Source organism: Pseudomonas sp. DR 5-09 (assembly GCF_001655595.1).
Taxonomy (GTDB): domain Bacteria; phylum Pseudomonadota; class Gammaproteobacteria; order Pseudomonadales; family Pseudomonadaceae; genus Aquipseudomonas; species Aquipseudomonas pharyngis.
The window spans coordinates 4,542,854-4,557,677 of record NZ_CP011566.1 but is presented as its reverse complement, the minus strand read 5'-3'; the positions used below and the strand labels follow the sequence as shown (position 1 = coordinate 4,557,677).

Genomic DNA, 14,824 nt, shown 5'->3' with positions numbered 1-14,824 from the left:
CAGCATATTCATAAGGTTTATGACGTAAATGCTAAATATCAGTGATTGGCCACCAAGTGACGAAGCCGCAGTATTTAACTATCTCCGCTGGAGTGGCTATCGTTCGGAGCAGCACAAGCTCTTTTACGTAAGCACCCCGAAAGTTGCATGTACGTCCCTTAAATGGTGGTTTGCATCGCTGGTAGGCTGCTCGAAGGCGCTTAGCGAGATCACTGATAGTGCTGAAAGCAACCCGGATCAAATCGTCCACGAGATGCACAGGGTTGCGCCGCATGTTACAGGGCTTGCTCCCGCCGAGCTGCGTGAAGCCCTGACGTCGGACTCGTATTTTCGCTTCGCTGTGGTGAGAAACCCTTACAAGCGAATTTTTTCGGCGTGGCAGTCGAAATTGCTGTTGCAGGAACCACAGCAGGTTGGGCCCTATCTTCAGCGTGATTTTTATCACCAGCCGCTCAGAGACGCTAATGATATTGCCTTGGCATTTGAGGGCTTTCTTGAGCATCTTGCCAGTCAGGAAGCGCCAACCTACTGGGACCAGCATTGGACGCCTCAGGTCATGTTGCTGCGCCCTGATCTGATCAGCTACAGCGTACTGACCAAAATTGAAGAGGCTCCTCGGCTTAGCAAAGCGTTGGCCGAGCATTTGGGTGAATTTATTCCCGACCCCTTCGCCGACCGTCGCGCAAATGAAAGTCTGATTCCCTATCTTCCCGAGTTCGTGACAGAGCGCAGTGCCAGTTTGATCCGGACTTTGTACGCCGAGGATTTTGCGGTATTGGGTTACGACACCGAGCCGCCGAAAGCCAAGGAAACGTTTACGCATGATGAATTGATGCTTGCTTTGCGAGCGATCAAGCTAATCAGAGGGCGCCACCAATCCCTCGGCGAACGCAGCGCACGTATTGTTGCCCTGGGTCAGACTGTGGCCACGCTTGAGGCGAAAATCGCTTCGCTGGATGCTTACGCTGCTGAAAGTGCAACGCAGATCACCGAATTTCGTCTTGTTGCGGAAAAACGTGAGGCCGAAATCGACAAGCTCACCCGCCAGATCGACAACCTGAAGACTCAGCTTGTTGTGGGTGAGGAAGAGATTGCCAGGATTCAGCTGCAAAAAGATGCTGAAGTGGCTGCCGCCCGACAAGAGCTGCAGAAAGCCTATGAGTCTCGCTCATGGCGGGTAACGTTGCCACTGCGCAGAAGCGGTGTGCTGGCTCGTCGGACATTGCGCCGGTTGAGCAATACGTCACTGGGCAAGGCAATCCAGGTCCTGAGAGAGCGTCGCGCGCGGGTTGATGAGTCCGCTATCAGTCTGTTGGGCGCCAGTGAGCTGTTTGATAACAGCTACTACCTTACACAGAATCCTGACGTTAAAGATCAGGGCGTCGATCCACTCGTGCACTATCTTAATGATGGGTGGAAGGAGGGGCGCAACCCTTCCGCTTTTTTCAGTAACGAAAAATACCTCCGAGACTATCCGGATGTTGCCGCTGCTGCTGTAAATCCGCTGGTTCACTATCTGAGCAACGGGCGGTTGGAAGGGCGCTCTATCGCTGGCCATGTCCGTACCTGGACGCGGAAAAAACGTGTAGAGGCAGAGGCCAGGCCTATTGTTTTCCAACAGGTCTCTCCGGAAATCATTGCGGCACAAGCTGAAGCCATTAGAAATTCTGGAATGTTTGATGCCGATTATTATCTGGCGATGTATCCAGAGCTGAAGAAACTCAACCTGGATCCGATTCGCCATTATTGCGGTTTCGGCTGGTATGAAGGAAAAAACCCTTCCGATGATTTTGATACTGTTGGCTATCTTGAGACGTATAAGGATATCCAGGCAGCTAATATAAATCCGTTCTGGCACTACGTTGTTTCGGGTGCTTCGGAGCAGCGGATTACGGTGCCTGGCGCGGTCATTCGTTATGAAGATGACGTCCGTTTCGGTTTTTCCGGGAGCAGCATTAAACTTTTTGCTCTATATGTTTTGCCGCATTGGGACAAGTTGCGCGACGCGCGTTCTTCTTCCAAGGGTGGGGCTCAGTTGCTGCCGAATGACTATCTCGGATTTTATGATCCACTCGACAGCGAGGTGTTGGAAAAACAAGTCCGTTTGGCCAAAAGTCACGGGCTTTACGGCTTTTGTTTCCAATGGGATAGTCATGCTGGTGCTGATTGTCCACAACAGCCTGTGGACGTATTTCTCGATCACAAGAACATTGACTTCCAATTTTGCGTCCGAATTTCAGCGCAAGAAGAAAACTTGCCTGCTCGTCTGCGAGAAGCTGTTCGTGATCGGCGATATCTGCGTGTCGAAGGGCGTCCGGTGGTTGTTGTCGAATGCTCGACACCCAACAATTTCGAGGCGCTCAGCGATTTACGCGATCGACTTTCCCAGCTAGACATCAAGGCCTACCTGATTGCTCAATCGGCACAGGTAGACGATGGCATCTGGAACGGAAAACTGTCTCAGCTATGCGATGCCGTTCTGGACCTGCCTGTGGAGCCTCTCAAGGGTGAAATCGGCACTTTTTCGCCACAACAGAAGAACGGGATTGCCGCTGTTCCCTATTCGGTCATAGTGGCGAATGGCATCACGCGAGCGGAAAATGCCCAATCGCACTCGTTCCCTGTTTTCAACGGTATTACTCTGGCCAGGGATGAGTCTGCATACGCTGCAAAATCGCCGCTGGTGTACACGCGCTTTTGTGCTCGCGAGTACCGTCGCTGGCTGGATGCTGCGATCACCAGCGCCAAGACCAGGCACTCGAAGGATCGGCAGCTGGTGTTCGTCAATGCCTGGAACGACTGGAGTCACGGGCTGTTTCTGGAACCTGACAGAGTTGCAGGTTTTGGTCGCGTCAATGAGACAAGTCGCGGCTTGCTGGCAATCAAGTCGAAGACGTTAATGCCTAAAGTTTCGGTGATTGTGCCGAATTATAACCACGAGCGTTTTCTGCGTAAGCGTCTGGACAGTATCTATGGCCAAACCTACCGGAATTTTGAAGTCATCTTGATGGATGACTGTTCGTCTGACGAAAGCCGCTCGGTATTGAACGAGTATGCGCAAAAGTTCCCAGACGTAACGACCACATTGTTCAATGACACCAATTCCGGTGGTGTTTTCAGACAATGGTCCAAAGGTATCAAAGCGGCGACCGGCGATCTCGTGTGGGTTGCCGAGAGCGACGATTACTGCGATGAAAATTTTCTTCAGGCACTTGTGCGTTGTTTTGATGATGAAGCAGTCATGCTCGCCTACGCTCGCTGCGAGTTTGTCACCAGCGATGAAGTCGTTCAGGAAGGCGAATTCCATAAGTACGTGAGTGACCTGGAGTGCGCAGAGAAGTGGGCGGAATCGTATGTAGATACTGCTCACAGTGAAGTGCGCTACGCATTGGGGATCAAAAATACGATTCCTAATGCCAGCGGTGTTGTATTCAAACGTCCTGTAGATCTGCCTTTGCTCGATGATGAAGAGTGGTTGTCCATGCGAGTGGCTGGCGACTGGGTCTTCTACCTTCATCTAATTCGCGGTGGCAAGGTTGCCTATTCGGTAGACGGTACCAACTTTTTCCGTCGTTACGTTGGCAGCGCTGCCCAGCAGACCTATAAGCGAGAGGTCTTTTATCGAGAACTCGGTATCGCCAGCCGCACCGTACAGGCGTTGTACAACGTACCGCTTTCGGTGCTCGAGCTTTGTGAGGAAAGTAGTCGGCGACTTTACGACATCAACGTCAACAACTCTCAAGAGGAGTTCTACGCCTGGTATGGTCGCGATGCTATTTTTGCGGCGCGTGCCAACCGAACTCCGAACATTATGGTGTCAACCATTGGTTTCTACCCGGGTGGCGCGGAAATTCTGCCAATACGCCTGGCGAACGAATTCAAGCGTCAAGGATACTCGGTGATCCTGCTGAGTGCCGGCCTGACGGCGCGCGAGGACGGGGTTCGCCGTATGTTGCGCGCGGATGTACCGCTGGTCGAAACAAATGATCTTGATGAGGTCAAGTCGCTAATCAGCGAGTTTGGTATCGAAGCCTTGAATAGTCACCAATGGCATATTCAGAAGTATCCGATAAGCCTGCCTGGAGTGTTTTCGCAGTTAGGCTCTCATGTTGCATCGTTGCACGGCATGATTGAGCACGGCGACGCTTTCGCGGTGACTGAGGAGCAGCTCAAAGCGGCAAATCGAGAGGTGACTACCTGGGTTTATACAGCTGAGAAGAATATTGGTCCGTTCGTGAATTTCTCGCTATATGAGGAAGACTCCGGGCGTTTCATCAAAGTGCCTAATGGCCTTCAGCCTCCTACCGTCGTGCCAGTCAAGCGTGAGCAGTTGGGCATTGCGCAGGACGCTTTCGTACTTTGCTGCGTCAGTCGGGCAATACCTGACAAAGGCTGGGACGAAGCCATTGAGGCCGTAACCCTGGCGCGCGCGATTTCGGGAGTGGACATACGTTTGTTACTGGTCGGTAACGGGCCTGTGTATGACGAATATTGCCGCGTTGGCGTACCTGACTTTGTCTGCCTGACCGGATTCAGCAAGGACTCGGTCGGACATTACGCGGCGGCCGACATGGGCATTATGCTGACCAAATTCAAGTCCGAGAGTTTTCCTCTAACGATCGTTGACTGTCTCTTCGCGGGTAAGCCCTACATCGCGTCCGAAGTCGGCGACATCCGAAACATGCTGACAATTGGAGATCAGATCGCCGGTGAGGTGATCGCCCTTGAAGATTGGGAAGTACCGATCGAGCAGACTGCAAAAGTGATCGCCGGTTTTGCTAGCGACAACGCAAAGTACCGCGAGGCGTTCGGGCGGGTGAAAGAGGTTTCCAATCGCTATCGAATCGATGCGGTCGCGGCGCAGTACGTTCGTTTATTCGAGCGCGATATCAAAGCCCGAAAGGAGTGACCAGGCTGGTTGCGAGTCTGTACCGGTTCGCCGTCAGATTTTCAGACGACGTTGGGAGAATTGAGGCCAGCATGCGGGGGCTTGGGCCAAGGGCGGTCAGGCCCAGGCCCTTCATGCGCAACCTCACCAACGAGTTGCTTTGTTCTGCCTGGGCTGTCACTGCTACATTTTTTATTTGCAGCGCTTTGAACGGGCTGATCTGCGCAGTGCTTGGCCGACTGCTCATCCCCAAGCAAATCAAGCCTCTAAAGCATTGGAGACTACATTGAACACATCCGAGAACACCTCGACTTCCTCAGGATTGCGGACGTTGGTATTGGGCGGTCGCGGCTTCATCGGTACCCACCTGATAGAGGCATTGCTGGAGCAGGGGCATGCTGTGCGCTGCTTTGATCGGCCTAACGTTGTGGCGCTTGGTGAATCGCACACAGCGGATACACGTTTCGAGTTGTATGAAGGCGATTTCACCAGTGAGGCCGATATAACCGAAGCATTAAGAGACTGTGATGTCTGTTACCACCTTGTGTCGACGACGTTGCCTAAATCATCGAACGCAGATCCAGTGTTTGATATTGAGAGTAATCTCGTGGGAACCGTTCGCTTGTTGAACCTCGCCGTCGAGGCCGGTATCAAGAAGATCGTTTTCGTGTCATCGGGAGGAACCGTTTACGGTGATCCCCTGCAGGTGCCGATTCCCGAAACGCATCCTACTGATCCTGCGTGTTCGTACGGGATTGCGAAATTGGCAATCGAGAAATATCTGGCACTTTTTCATCGCCTGCATGGCCTTGATTACACCGTCTTGCGATTGGCCAATCCGTATGGAGAAGGGCAGCGAACCCATTCCAGCCAAGGTGCTGTCGCAGTTTTTCTGGGTAAAGTCCTGCGCGGTGAACCCATTGAAATCTGGGGCGATGGGTCGGTGGTTCGTGACTACATTCATGTCGCTGATGTTGTACAAGCCTTGCTGGCGTCTATTGAGTGCTCTGCCGATGAACACGTGTTCAATATTGGCTCTGGTCATGGGCACAGTTTGAATGAGTTGCTGGATGCGATTGAAAAGATTACGGGGCGTGAGGCGAATCGGCAGTACATGGCCGCCCGAGGGTTTGACGTGCCTGTGAGTGTTTTGTGCATCGAGCGAGCCAAGCGTTCGTTAGGATGGACGCCTGCCGTCAGCTTCGAGCTGGGGCTCGAGCGGTTTGTACAATGGCTGGAAGAGAGCCCATCCTCAAGAATTGCGTGAGAGGCGTGCGCCGATCCGCGGCTGCTGTCAGCTAATCGAACAAACCCGTTGAGTGATCAACGGGTTTTTTATTTCCTGCGAAGAAATATTCTCACTAGATTACCAATTAATGAGGTGTTTTCAGCAGGGGGCGCGATGGCAGTTTCTGGTTCAGCAGCAAGTTGTTTGTCGGTTTTGCTGTGCAGCAGCACAGGCTTTAGAAGGGGTTCTATCATCTTCGCGTGCGCTGTCTGATCATAGTGATGGTCGTTGGGGTCCGGGTTGCGTAGGGTTTCTTTAAGCTGACCCAACTCATCAGTGGAAAGCTCATCAAAGTTCAGGTGGCTTATGCCTGTTTTAAGGCAAAAATTTTCCATGAGCGAGTTGAACTCTTTAGTCAGTTGCGTCCGTTGGGACAGGGAAGCGGTTACTTCTTTTCGCAAGTTGGCAACATCTCCCCACTGCATGTCGTCACGGATAGTCGGAAGAGGAGTGCTGATGCAGATCACTTGAAATTTCTTCGCTATATCCCGCAGCAGGTTTTGGTAATTGCCAACGGCTTGCGCCAACATTTGCTCGACCGAGCTGCCATGTTTTTGTGCCCGGTACCAAATTACAAACCCTGTATCGACCTCACCCAGCATTACGATGACTGTGTTTGCGGTGGTGGCTTGCAGTGCGGCGAGATATTGCGGCATGGCTTGAGTGACGGCATTCGGATTCTTCAATCCGGATACCGTAGCTCCGCCGACGGATATGACCTCGAAGGAATGTTCGGGAAACAAGCCTCTCATTTGTTCGGAGCTGAAAACCAAAGCGTGAGAGTCGCCGAGCACGAGTACAGAGTTCATTGTCCGTTTGGATCCTGATGGAGTTTCTTAGAGATCAACCTAAAGCAGCCGGCTTAGAGAGGGACTCGATCCAGGGTACGCGCACGTAACGTTTGGGCGTCAATGTGCTGGCGTTCCCTGGGGGCGTGGCAGGCTCAAGGTTGTTTCAATTTACCGGATATCCGTCTGGCCAGTGCGCTCGCGTGCACGCGCAGTTCGGGAACTGCGGTGGCTTCCCACAGTTCGGCTTTGAGCATCGGCCCGACATAACTAAGCCACGGGGATGGGTTGCCGTTTTTGCTTTGTACGCAGAGATGCTCATCGACGCGCAAGCCCAAGCCAAGATCGTCGACAGTTATCAGCCCGTCGCTGATCAATTGCTGGATCAGCGATTCATCAATCAGGTTCGGATTGGAGTTCGGTCCTGTGCAATTGATGATGCGATCAATCTGCAGTTTCTCTACATCATGACGACCGCGTCGCTGTAAGGTGATCAGCGTTTTTCCATCGCCTGTCTCAATCGAGCGGATACGCCCGGCGATGGGAATGATTTTTTTGCGGTTGACTGCGTCCGCAAAAAACTCATGGGTTTGCGGTGCTACGCGATGGCGGTGAACATCCCAATAGGGTTGCAGGTGGCGAAGAAACCGTCTGCGCTCCTTCGTCTGCAGGCGCATCCACAGTCGAGAGGTAATCGGGCGAATAGCAGCTATAACATCGCGCCAGTTGAGTCCGAGCGCTTTCCCCGCTTCAACTTGCGCCTTGAGGGTTCGCAAGTAACTCAAGACCGTCGGTTCAGCATTGAGCATTTCATCGCGCCAAGACGTCGGTGGCTGCTGCCCGTTCTTGTGTGCCCGGTGTGACAGTGGCATTAGTCCGCGGCGCGAGAGCAGGTATATCTGACCTGCATCGCTGACTTTTCCAAGACTTGAGACCACGTCAAGTGCAGTCAGACCGCTTCCGATCAGTAGAATCGATTCACTTTGCTTGTCCGAGTCGGTCACTGATCCAGCCCACGGATTGGCGACGTAGTGCGGCGATTCGAGCAGGCTCGTCAGTGCTGCCGGCGTACGCGGCGGGAAGTGGCCGAATGCCAAAATGACCTGATCGGCCAAGACAGTCTTGCCCCCAGACAGTTTTATCTGAGCACCTTGCTCGTGGGGTTTGAGTGACACGACTTCTGCGCAGATACGTTCCACCGCAATATGGCTTTTGGTATCTCTTTCGGCACTTTCCAGTAGCGAAGCAAGATAATCGCCATACAGCTTTCTGGATACAAAAGAACTGGAGGTCGTATCGGGAATGAGAGCCTGGCAGTAGTTCAGAAACGAGTCTGGATCATCGACGAGCGCGCTCATATTGCCTGCCGGGACATTCAGCAGGTGTTTTGAACTGCTGGTGCCATACGCCAAGCCCCGCGCAACTGCGCCAGATCTATTGATGATGATCAGTCGAGTGTCTTCGGGGGCGGAACGCAGAAACTCGATGGCGGCAACCGTTCCACTGAAGCCTGCGCCAATAATGACTAGGGTTTTCATTGGTTCGATTGCTTGTTGATAAAGTCGATGATGCGCCGGGCTGCAGTCGGAAGATCATCTTCCAGAGTGTTGATTTTGATTTGCGGGTTATCCGGCGGCTCATAGGCCGAGTCGATGCCGGTGAAGTTGGCGATCAATCCCTGGCGAGCTTTTTTGTACAGACCCTTTGGATCCCGGCGCTCGCACTCATTGAGTGGGGTATCAATGAACACCTCGATGAAATTTTCCGCACCGATGACTTCTCGAGCCAAGGCGCGGTCACGTTTGAACGGAGATATGAAAGCGGTGATAACGATTAATCCGGCATCGATGAAAAGCTTGGAGACTTCGGAGATGCGACGTATGTTTTCGATGCGATCCTTGTCGCTGAATCCGAGGTCATGGCAAAGACCCAACCGGACGTTGTCGCCGTCGAGCAGATAGGTGTGTCGGCCTTCATTGCACAGCGCCAGCTCCAATGCGTTGGCAATGGATGATTTACCCGCTCCGCTAAGCCCAGTAAGCCAAATAACGGTAGGTTGCTGGTTTTTGATAATGCTGCGACGCTCGGCATCCACGGCGGTTGTGTGAGCTACAAGATTTTCGGACATGATTTCTCATTAAGCACTGAAAATTGGAAAATGATGTTCGCTGGATGGGAAGACCTTCACGAGTAATGGGATTTCCGTCTCCTGCTCTCCTTGCCAGTGCCTCGGTCGATGCAATGGATTGACCGCGAAGGGGTTCGCAATTCTGAGAGCACTTTACATTTTCGGTAGTTGGGGGATTGTAGCCATGCGCTGGGTAAATTGCTCGCGAAGAATCGGTTGGACTTGGCGGGCGCAGTGTCATCGACGCAACTGTTGGATCAACTATCCATCTGATCCTTCAGGTATTGGGAGTAGAATGCCAACCTCGACTGCTGAAGGAGGGAGCTACGTGCTCCAGTGCGTGAATGGATAAGGTGCGGACGGTCTTACTGGGTCTGCCTCGCAAGCAAAAGCGTTTGCTGCAGGTGATTACCGACGTGGTGTTGGTTTGGGTCGCTTTATGGCTCTCTTTCATCGTGCGTTTGGGCGTCGATGATATGTATAACCCGATCGCTGCTCATATATGGCTGTTCGCATGCGCGCCAGTTATTGCGATCCCGTTTTTTATACGCTTTGGCATGTACCGTGCTGTCATGCGCTACTTCGGTAACGATGCGCTTATTGCAATCGTAAAGGCTGTCAGTCTTTCTTCATTGATACTGGCCGTGGTCGTTTTCTGGTACAGCAATCATGAGTCCGTAGTACCGCGTTCGATCATCTTCAACTATTGGTGGTTAAGCATGGTCATCATCGGTGGCCTGCGGCTGTGCCTAAGGCAATATTTCATGGGCGACTGGTTCACTGCCGCGCAGCATGTGCCTTTCACCAACCGTGACGATGGGCTGACCAAAGTGGCCATTTACGGTGCCGGAGTCGCTGGTAATCAGCTGGTTGCAGCGCTACGCATGGGACGAGTCATGCGTCCGGTGGCATTTATCGATGACGATTCCGGTATATCCGACCGTTCGATTTCCGGGCTGCAAGTGTATAAGCCCAAACACATTCAACAAATGATTGACGTCACCGGGGCTCAGGAAATCCTTTTGGCCCTGCCGTCGTCCACCCGGGCGCGACGCCGGGAGATCTTGAATCTTCTTGAAGGTTTTCCACTGCATGTGCGAAGCGTGCCCAACTTCACCGATCTTGCCAGCGGTCGAGTCAAAGTTGAGGATATTCAGGAAGTTGATATTGCCGACTTGCTGGGCCGCGATTCCGTGCCTGCGCAACCCGATCTGCTAGCCCGGTGCATCAACGGCAAAACTGTCATGGTCACTGGGGCGGGAGGGTCGATTGGTTCGGAACTTTGTCGGCAGATCTTCGCGCTTCGGCCAACGACCCTGATTTTGTTCGAACACAGTGAGTTCAATCTTTACAACATCTTGTCGGAACTGGAACAGCGTGCTTCTCGTCAATCGGTGCCGGTCAGGTTGCTGCCGATCCTCGGATCAATTCGCCACCAGGATAAATTGCTGGACGTCATGAAAACCTGGAAGGTCGAGACGGTTTACCATGCTGCGGCCTACAAGCATGTGCCGATGGTGGAGCACAACATTGCTGAAGGTGTGCTGAACAATGTAATTGGCACGCTTAATACCGCTCAGGCTGCCTTGCAGTCCGGTGTTTCAAATTTTGTGCTGATTTCCACGGATAAAGCTGTCCGTCCAACAAACATCATGGGCAGCACCAAGCGCCTCGCGGAATTGACGCTTCAAGCCCTGAGCCGCGAGTTGGCTCCGGTTCTGTTCGGCGACAAAGCCAATGTGTCCCGGGTGAATAAAACCCGTTTCACCATGGTTCGTTTCGGTAACGTGCTGGGTTCTTCAGGTTCAGTGATTCCACTGTTTCACAGCCAGATCAGAACCGGTGGCCCACTGACCGTCACCCATCCGAAAATCACCCGCTATTTCATGACCATCCCCGAGGCGGCGCAACTGGTTATCCAGGCGGGATCAATGGGGCAGGGCGGCGATGTGTTCGTGCTGGATATGGGCGAACCGGTGAAAATCGTCGAACTGGCAGAAAAAATGATTCATTTGTCAGGCTTGAGTATCCGTTCCGAGCGTAATCCACACGGTGACATTTCTATAGAGTTCACCGGTTTGCGCCCGGGCGAGAAGCTCTACGAAGAGTTGCTGATCGGCGATAATGTCGCCGCTACCTCGCATCCGATGATCATGACGGCCAACGAAGATCATCTGTCTTGGGATGTGCTGAAGGCGCGATTGCATGAGCTGCTGATTGCCGTCGAGAAAGACGACTACTCCCGCGTTCGCCAGCTATTGCGTGAAACCGTGAGCGGTTACACCCCTGACGGCGAAATCGTTGACTGGATCTACCAGCAACGCCGTCTCGAACCCTGATTGTTTCACATCCTGTAACGGACACGTTTTTGACAGGTGGCGATCGTGATCTAAGTTTGGGGAGCAGCTTCGGAAAAGCTGCTTTCTCAAATGATGATGGAGCGTCACTTATGCGTAGCAGTTACTTTTACTCCCTGGTTTTTGCCTTGCTCACCAGCGCCTCGATCGCGGCGGTTGCGGCGCCTTTGGTCACAGCTGAACCACCGAAAACCTTACAGGTGATGGATGCTGCATCCGTTTCCAAAGGTGGGAAAGTCGATCTCAACGGGGCAGATGCGGCGACGCTGCAAAAGGAGCTGGCAGGCGTGGGTGAGGCGAAGGCCAATGCCATTGTTGCGTATCGCGAAACAAATGGTCCATTTGCGTCTGTGGATGAGCTGCTGGAAGTGAAGGGGATCGGCAAGGCGATTCTGGATCGCAACCGCGACAAGCTGGAAGTGAACTAAGCTGATTGTTCAACGCCAAGGGGCCGGTCATTGACCGGCCCTTTTTGCTTCCAGGTGGAGCACAACACAGGAGGGCGACAGCCTTTCCGTCGGGAAATAGAAAATTATGGCTGTCATATTGCCTTGAGATTATGCCTATAATAATTTCAGTCGCCACTGAAGCGTTCTGCTTTTTAGCGGTCGTTCATTCCTCACGCATCCCAGGAGTATCGTCATGAATTCCCCGAAATCCCAAGGCACGGCGCTGGTCACTGGCGCTTCTTCCGGCATCGGTGCGGTGTATGCCGAGCGGTTGGCGGCACGTGGTTTCGATCTGCTGCTGGTGGCTCGTGATCAGGAGCGCTTGGAGTCCGCTGCCATCAAGCTGCGGGACGCACATGGCGTTCAGGTTGAAGTGCTCAAGGCCGACCTGACGAAAAAGGATGATGTGATCAAGCTTGAGCAGCGTTTGCGCAGCGATTCCAGCATCACGCTACTGGTCAACAATGCTGGCGTAGCATCCAACGGATTGCTGGCCAACGCCGATCCCGATGAACTGGAGAAGCTGATCCAGCTGAATGTCACGACCCTGACCCGACTGGCTTCGGCCGCCGCCGCTGCCTTCACCAGCGCCGGGCGCGGCACGATCATCAACATTGCATCGGTGGTCGCCCTGTTTCCTGAGCGTTTCAATGCCACCTACAGTGCCAGCAAGGCTTATGTATTGAGCCTCTCCCAAACGCTGAATGCGGAACTCGAAGGCACAGGTGTCAAGGTGCAAGCGGTTCTGCCTGGAGTGACGCGCACCGAAATCTGGGAGCGTTCGGGTCTGGATGCCACCAATATTCCGGCGGAAATGGTCATGGAGGCGGGCGAGATGGTCGATGCCGCGCTGTCCGGCCTGGATCAGGGCGAATTGGTCACGATTCCTTCGCTGCCCGATGCCGGGGAATGGCAAGCCTTCGTCGCCGCGCGTCATGTGATGGCGCCCAATCTGTCCCATAGCTCTGCCGCCAGCCGATACAAGTAAATCAAGTCGAGAGAGGTCAACCCGATATGGATCAGCGTCGAGTAGTTGTCACGGGTATGGGCCTGGTATCGCCCTTGGGAAGCGGCGTCGAAGTTGTCTGGCAGCGCTTGCTGGCGGGGCGTTCGGGATTGCGAAACCTGCCGGAGGCGGTCATTGCCGATCTGCCGACCCGGGTCGGCGGCGTGGTGCCGACGATGGAGGAAGACGCCGAAGCGGGTTTCGATCCGGATCGGGCCACGCCGCCCAAAGAGCAGAAAAAAATGGACCGATTCATTCTGTTCGCGATGGAGGCTGCGCGGCAGGCGCTTGAACAGGCCGGCTGGCACCCGACCGAATCCCACGCTCAGGAGCGTACGGCCACCATCATTGGCTCCGGTGTCGGCGGCTTCGGCGCTATCGCCGATGCGGTACGCACGACCGACAGCCGTGGTCCGCGACGGTTGTCGCCGTTCACCATTCCCTCGTTTCTGGTCAATCTCGCCGCAGGGCATGTCTCGATCCAGCACGGTCTCAAGGGCCCGCTCGGCGCGCCGGTCACCGCGTGTGCCGCCGGCGTGCAGGCGATCGGTGATGCGGCCCGGCTGATTCGTGCCGGTGAGGCCGACATCGCGGTGTGCGGCGGTGCGGAAGCCTGTATCGATCGCGTCAGTCTTGCCGGATTTGCGGCCGCGCGTGCTTTATCCAGTGGCTACAACGATAAGCCCGAACGCGCATCGCGTCCGTTCGACAGTGGACGTGACGGTTTCGTGATGGGGGAGGGCGCCGGGCTGCTGGTGATCGAGTCGCTGGAGCACGCACTGGCGCGCGGCGCGCAGCCGTTGGTCGAACTGGTCGGCTATGGCACCAGCGCCGATGCCTATCACCTGACCGCCGGGCCGGAAGATGGCAGCGGCGCTCGCCGGGCGATGACACTGGCGCTGGCCCAGGCCGGTATCACGCCGGATCAGGTGCAGCATCTGAACGCGCATGCGACTTCGACGCCGGTGGGCGACCTCGGTGAGTTGGCCGCAATCAAGTCGGTGTTTGGTGCGCAAAACGCAATCGCCGTCACCTCGACCAAATCCGCGACGGGGCATCTGCTCGGTGCGGCGGGAGGTCTGGAAGCAATCTTCACGCTGTTGGCGATCCGCGATCAAATCGTTCCGCCGACCCTCAACCTGGAAAATCCCGATCCGGCCAGCGAAGGCGTGGACATCGTCCACGGTCAGGCGCGGTCGATGCCGATCGAGTATGCGCTGTCCAACGGGTTCGGCTTCGGCGGGGTCAATGCCAGCGTGCTGTTCAAGCGCTGGCAGGCTTAGTCTTCCGAGTGTTTGAGGTGTTCGCGGGTGACATCTAGGATCTGCTGCGCAAATTCAGGATTCGCGACACTGCGTGACAGCAGGAGCGCCCCGGCCAGCGTCGCCATGATGACGATGCTGCGCTCGGCGGCGTTCTCGCCTTCAAGGGTGCCTTCGATCTGGTCCAGGCGAGCCTTGAGTACTTCGTCGCTGGTCGGGCTCGGTTGGCCGCGCAACCCCAGCTCCGATGAAATGGTCAGCAGCGGGCAGCCTTCATGCGGCGTGGTCTGGTGCCACTCGGACAGGTAAGTGTCGATGAAGGCTTCCAGCGGTTTTTCTTGAGCGAAGAGTTCGGCACACAGCCCCGCGACCTGATCACCGGCTGCCTGCAGGGCTTTCTCCACGAGGTCGTCTTTCGATTTGAAATGCGAATAAAAGCCGCCATGGGTCAGGCCCAGCGCCTTCATCAATGGCTGCAGTCCGGTCGCACCAATGCCGTCCTTGCGAAACCGCTCGGACGCTTCCTTGATAATGCGCTGATGGGTCTGGGCTTTATGATCCTGCGAGTAACGCATTTAAACTCTCCGCAACAAGAGCGCCATCTTAACCAATGCAAATTGAATGGTGACTGTACTTCTACTTCTAAAAAATAGTCCGG

The 14,824-nt window shown here is 54.5% G+C and carries 10 protein-coding genes; 6 read left to right on the top strand and 4 right to left on the bottom strand.

Going from position 1 to position 14,824, the window contains the following annotated elements; genetic code table 11:
- Nucleotides 1-28 precede the first annotated feature (28 nt).
- Both PDR5_RS20380 and PDR5_RS20370 read left to right on the top strand, forming a co-directional pair.
- Nucleotides 29-4,909 (top strand): glycoside hydrolase family 99-like domain-containing protein, encoded by a 4,881-nt coding sequence (locus PDR5_RS20380; protein WP_064598399.1) that lies wholly within the window; start codon nt 29-31, stop codon nt 4,907-4,909.
- 265 nt (nt 4,910-5,174) lie between these two features.
- Nucleotides 5,175-6,155: an NAD-dependent epimerase/dehydratase family protein gene (locus tag PDR5_RS20370; protein WP_082934435.1), complete on the top strand. Its 981-nt coding sequence runs from the start codon at nt 5,175-5,177 to the stop codon at nt 6,153-6,155.
- A gap of 68 nt (nt 6,156-6,223) precedes the next feature.
- Here the strand turns inward: PDR5_RS20370 and PDR5_RS20365 are convergent, their stop codons facing one another.
- The 3 genes from PDR5_RS20365 to cysC form a co-directional block, all read right to left on the bottom strand.
- On the bottom strand, nt 6,224-6,985 hold the full coding sequence (locus PDR5_RS20365) for an SGNH/GDSL hydrolase family protein (RefSeq protein ID WP_082934434.1): 762 nt from the start codon (nt 6,983-6,985) through the stop codon (nt 6,224-6,226).
- A 134-nt stretch (nt 6,986-7,119) separates the two neighbouring features.
- Nucleotides 7,120-8,502 (bottom strand): FAD/NAD(P)-binding protein, encoded by a 1,383-nt coding sequence (locus PDR5_RS20360; RefSeq protein WP_064598395.1) that lies wholly within the window; start codon nt 8,500-8,502, stop codon nt 7,120-7,122.
- The gene (gene cysC, locus PDR5_RS20355) at nt 8,499-9,092 is read right to left on the bottom strand and encodes an adenylyl-sulfate kinase (RefSeq protein WP_064598389.1); all 594 of its coding nucleotides are present in this window, start codon (nt 9,090-9,092) and stop codon (nt 8,499-8,501) included. The genes PDR5_RS20360 and cysC overlap by 4 nt, the downstream gene beginning before the upstream one ends.
- Nucleotides 9,093-9,436: 344 nt before the next feature.
- Here cysC and PDR5_RS20350 point away from each other — a divergent pair, with 344 nt between their 5' ends.
- From PDR5_RS20350 to fabF, 4 genes are all read left to right on the top strand, one after another.
- Complete coding sequence (locus PDR5_RS20350) at nt 9,437-11,431, top strand: polysaccharide biosynthesis protein (protein ID WP_064598387.1); 1,995 nt, start codon at nt 9,437-9,439, stop codon at nt 11,429-11,431.
- Nucleotides 11,432-11,541: 110 nt separating this feature from the next.
- Nucleotides 11,542-11,877, top strand: a complete 336-nt coding sequence (locus PDR5_RS20345; RefSeq protein ID WP_064598386.1) for a ComEA family DNA-binding protein — start codon at nt 11,542-11,544, stop codon at nt 11,875-11,877.
- A gap of 214 nt (nt 11,878-12,091) precedes the next feature.
- Nucleotides 12,092-12,886, top strand: a complete 795-nt coding sequence (locus tag PDR5_RS20340; protein ID WP_064598384.1) for an SDR family NAD(P)-dependent oxidoreductase — start codon at nt 12,092-12,094, stop codon at nt 12,884-12,886.
- Between the two features lie 26 nt (nt 12,887-12,912).
- On the top strand, nt 12,913-14,187 hold the full coding sequence (gene fabF / locus PDR5_RS20335; protein WP_064598382.1) for a beta-ketoacyl-ACP synthase II: 1,275 nt from the start codon (nt 12,913-12,915) through the stop codon (nt 14,185-14,187).
- Here the strand turns inward: fabF and PDR5_RS20330 are convergent.
- The gene (locus PDR5_RS20330; RefSeq protein WP_039770515.1) at nt 14,184-14,741 is read right to left on the bottom strand and encodes a TetR/AcrR family transcriptional regulator; all 558 of its coding nucleotides are present in this window, start codon (nt 14,739-14,741) and stop codon (nt 14,184-14,186) included. The genes fabF and PDR5_RS20330 overlap by 4 nt on opposite strands.
- Between the last annotated feature and the right edge of the window lie 83 nt (nt 14,742-14,824).

Coding starts and splice junctions, on each gene's coding strand:
- PDR5_RS20380 (WP_064598399.1), top strand. CDS start 29: ATGCTAAATATCAGTGATTGGCCACCAAGTGACGAAGCCGCAGTATTT.
- PDR5_RS20340 (WP_064598384.1), top strand. CDS start 12,092: ATGAATTCCCCGAAATCCCAAGGCACGGCGCTGGTCACTGGCGCTTCT.
- cysC (WP_064598389.1), bottom strand. CDS start 9,092: ATGTCCGAAAATCTTGTAGCTCACACAACCGCCGTGGATGCCGAGCGT.
- PDR5_RS20365 (WP_082934434.1), bottom strand. CDS start 6,985: ATGAACTCTGTACTCGTGCTCGGCGACTCTCACGCTTTGGTTTTCAGC.
- PDR5_RS20345 (WP_064598386.1), top strand. CDS start 11,542: ATGCGTAGCAGTTACTTTTACTCCCTGGTTTTTGCCTTGCTCACCAGC.
- fabF (WP_064598382.1), top strand. CDS start 12,913: ATGGATCAGCGTCGAGTAGTTGTCACGGGTATGGGCCTGGTATCGCCC.
- PDR5_RS20350 (WP_064598387.1), top strand. CDS start 9,437: ATGGATAAGGTGCGGACGGTCTTACTGGGTCTGCCTCGCAAGCAAAAG.
- PDR5_RS20360 (WP_064598395.1), bottom strand. CDS start 8,502: ATGAAAACCCTAGTCATTATTGGCGCAGGCTTCAGTGGAACGGTTGCC.
- PDR5_RS20330 (WP_039770515.1), bottom strand. CDS start 14,741: ATGCGTTACTCGCAGGATCATAAAGCCCAGACCCATCAGCGCATTATC.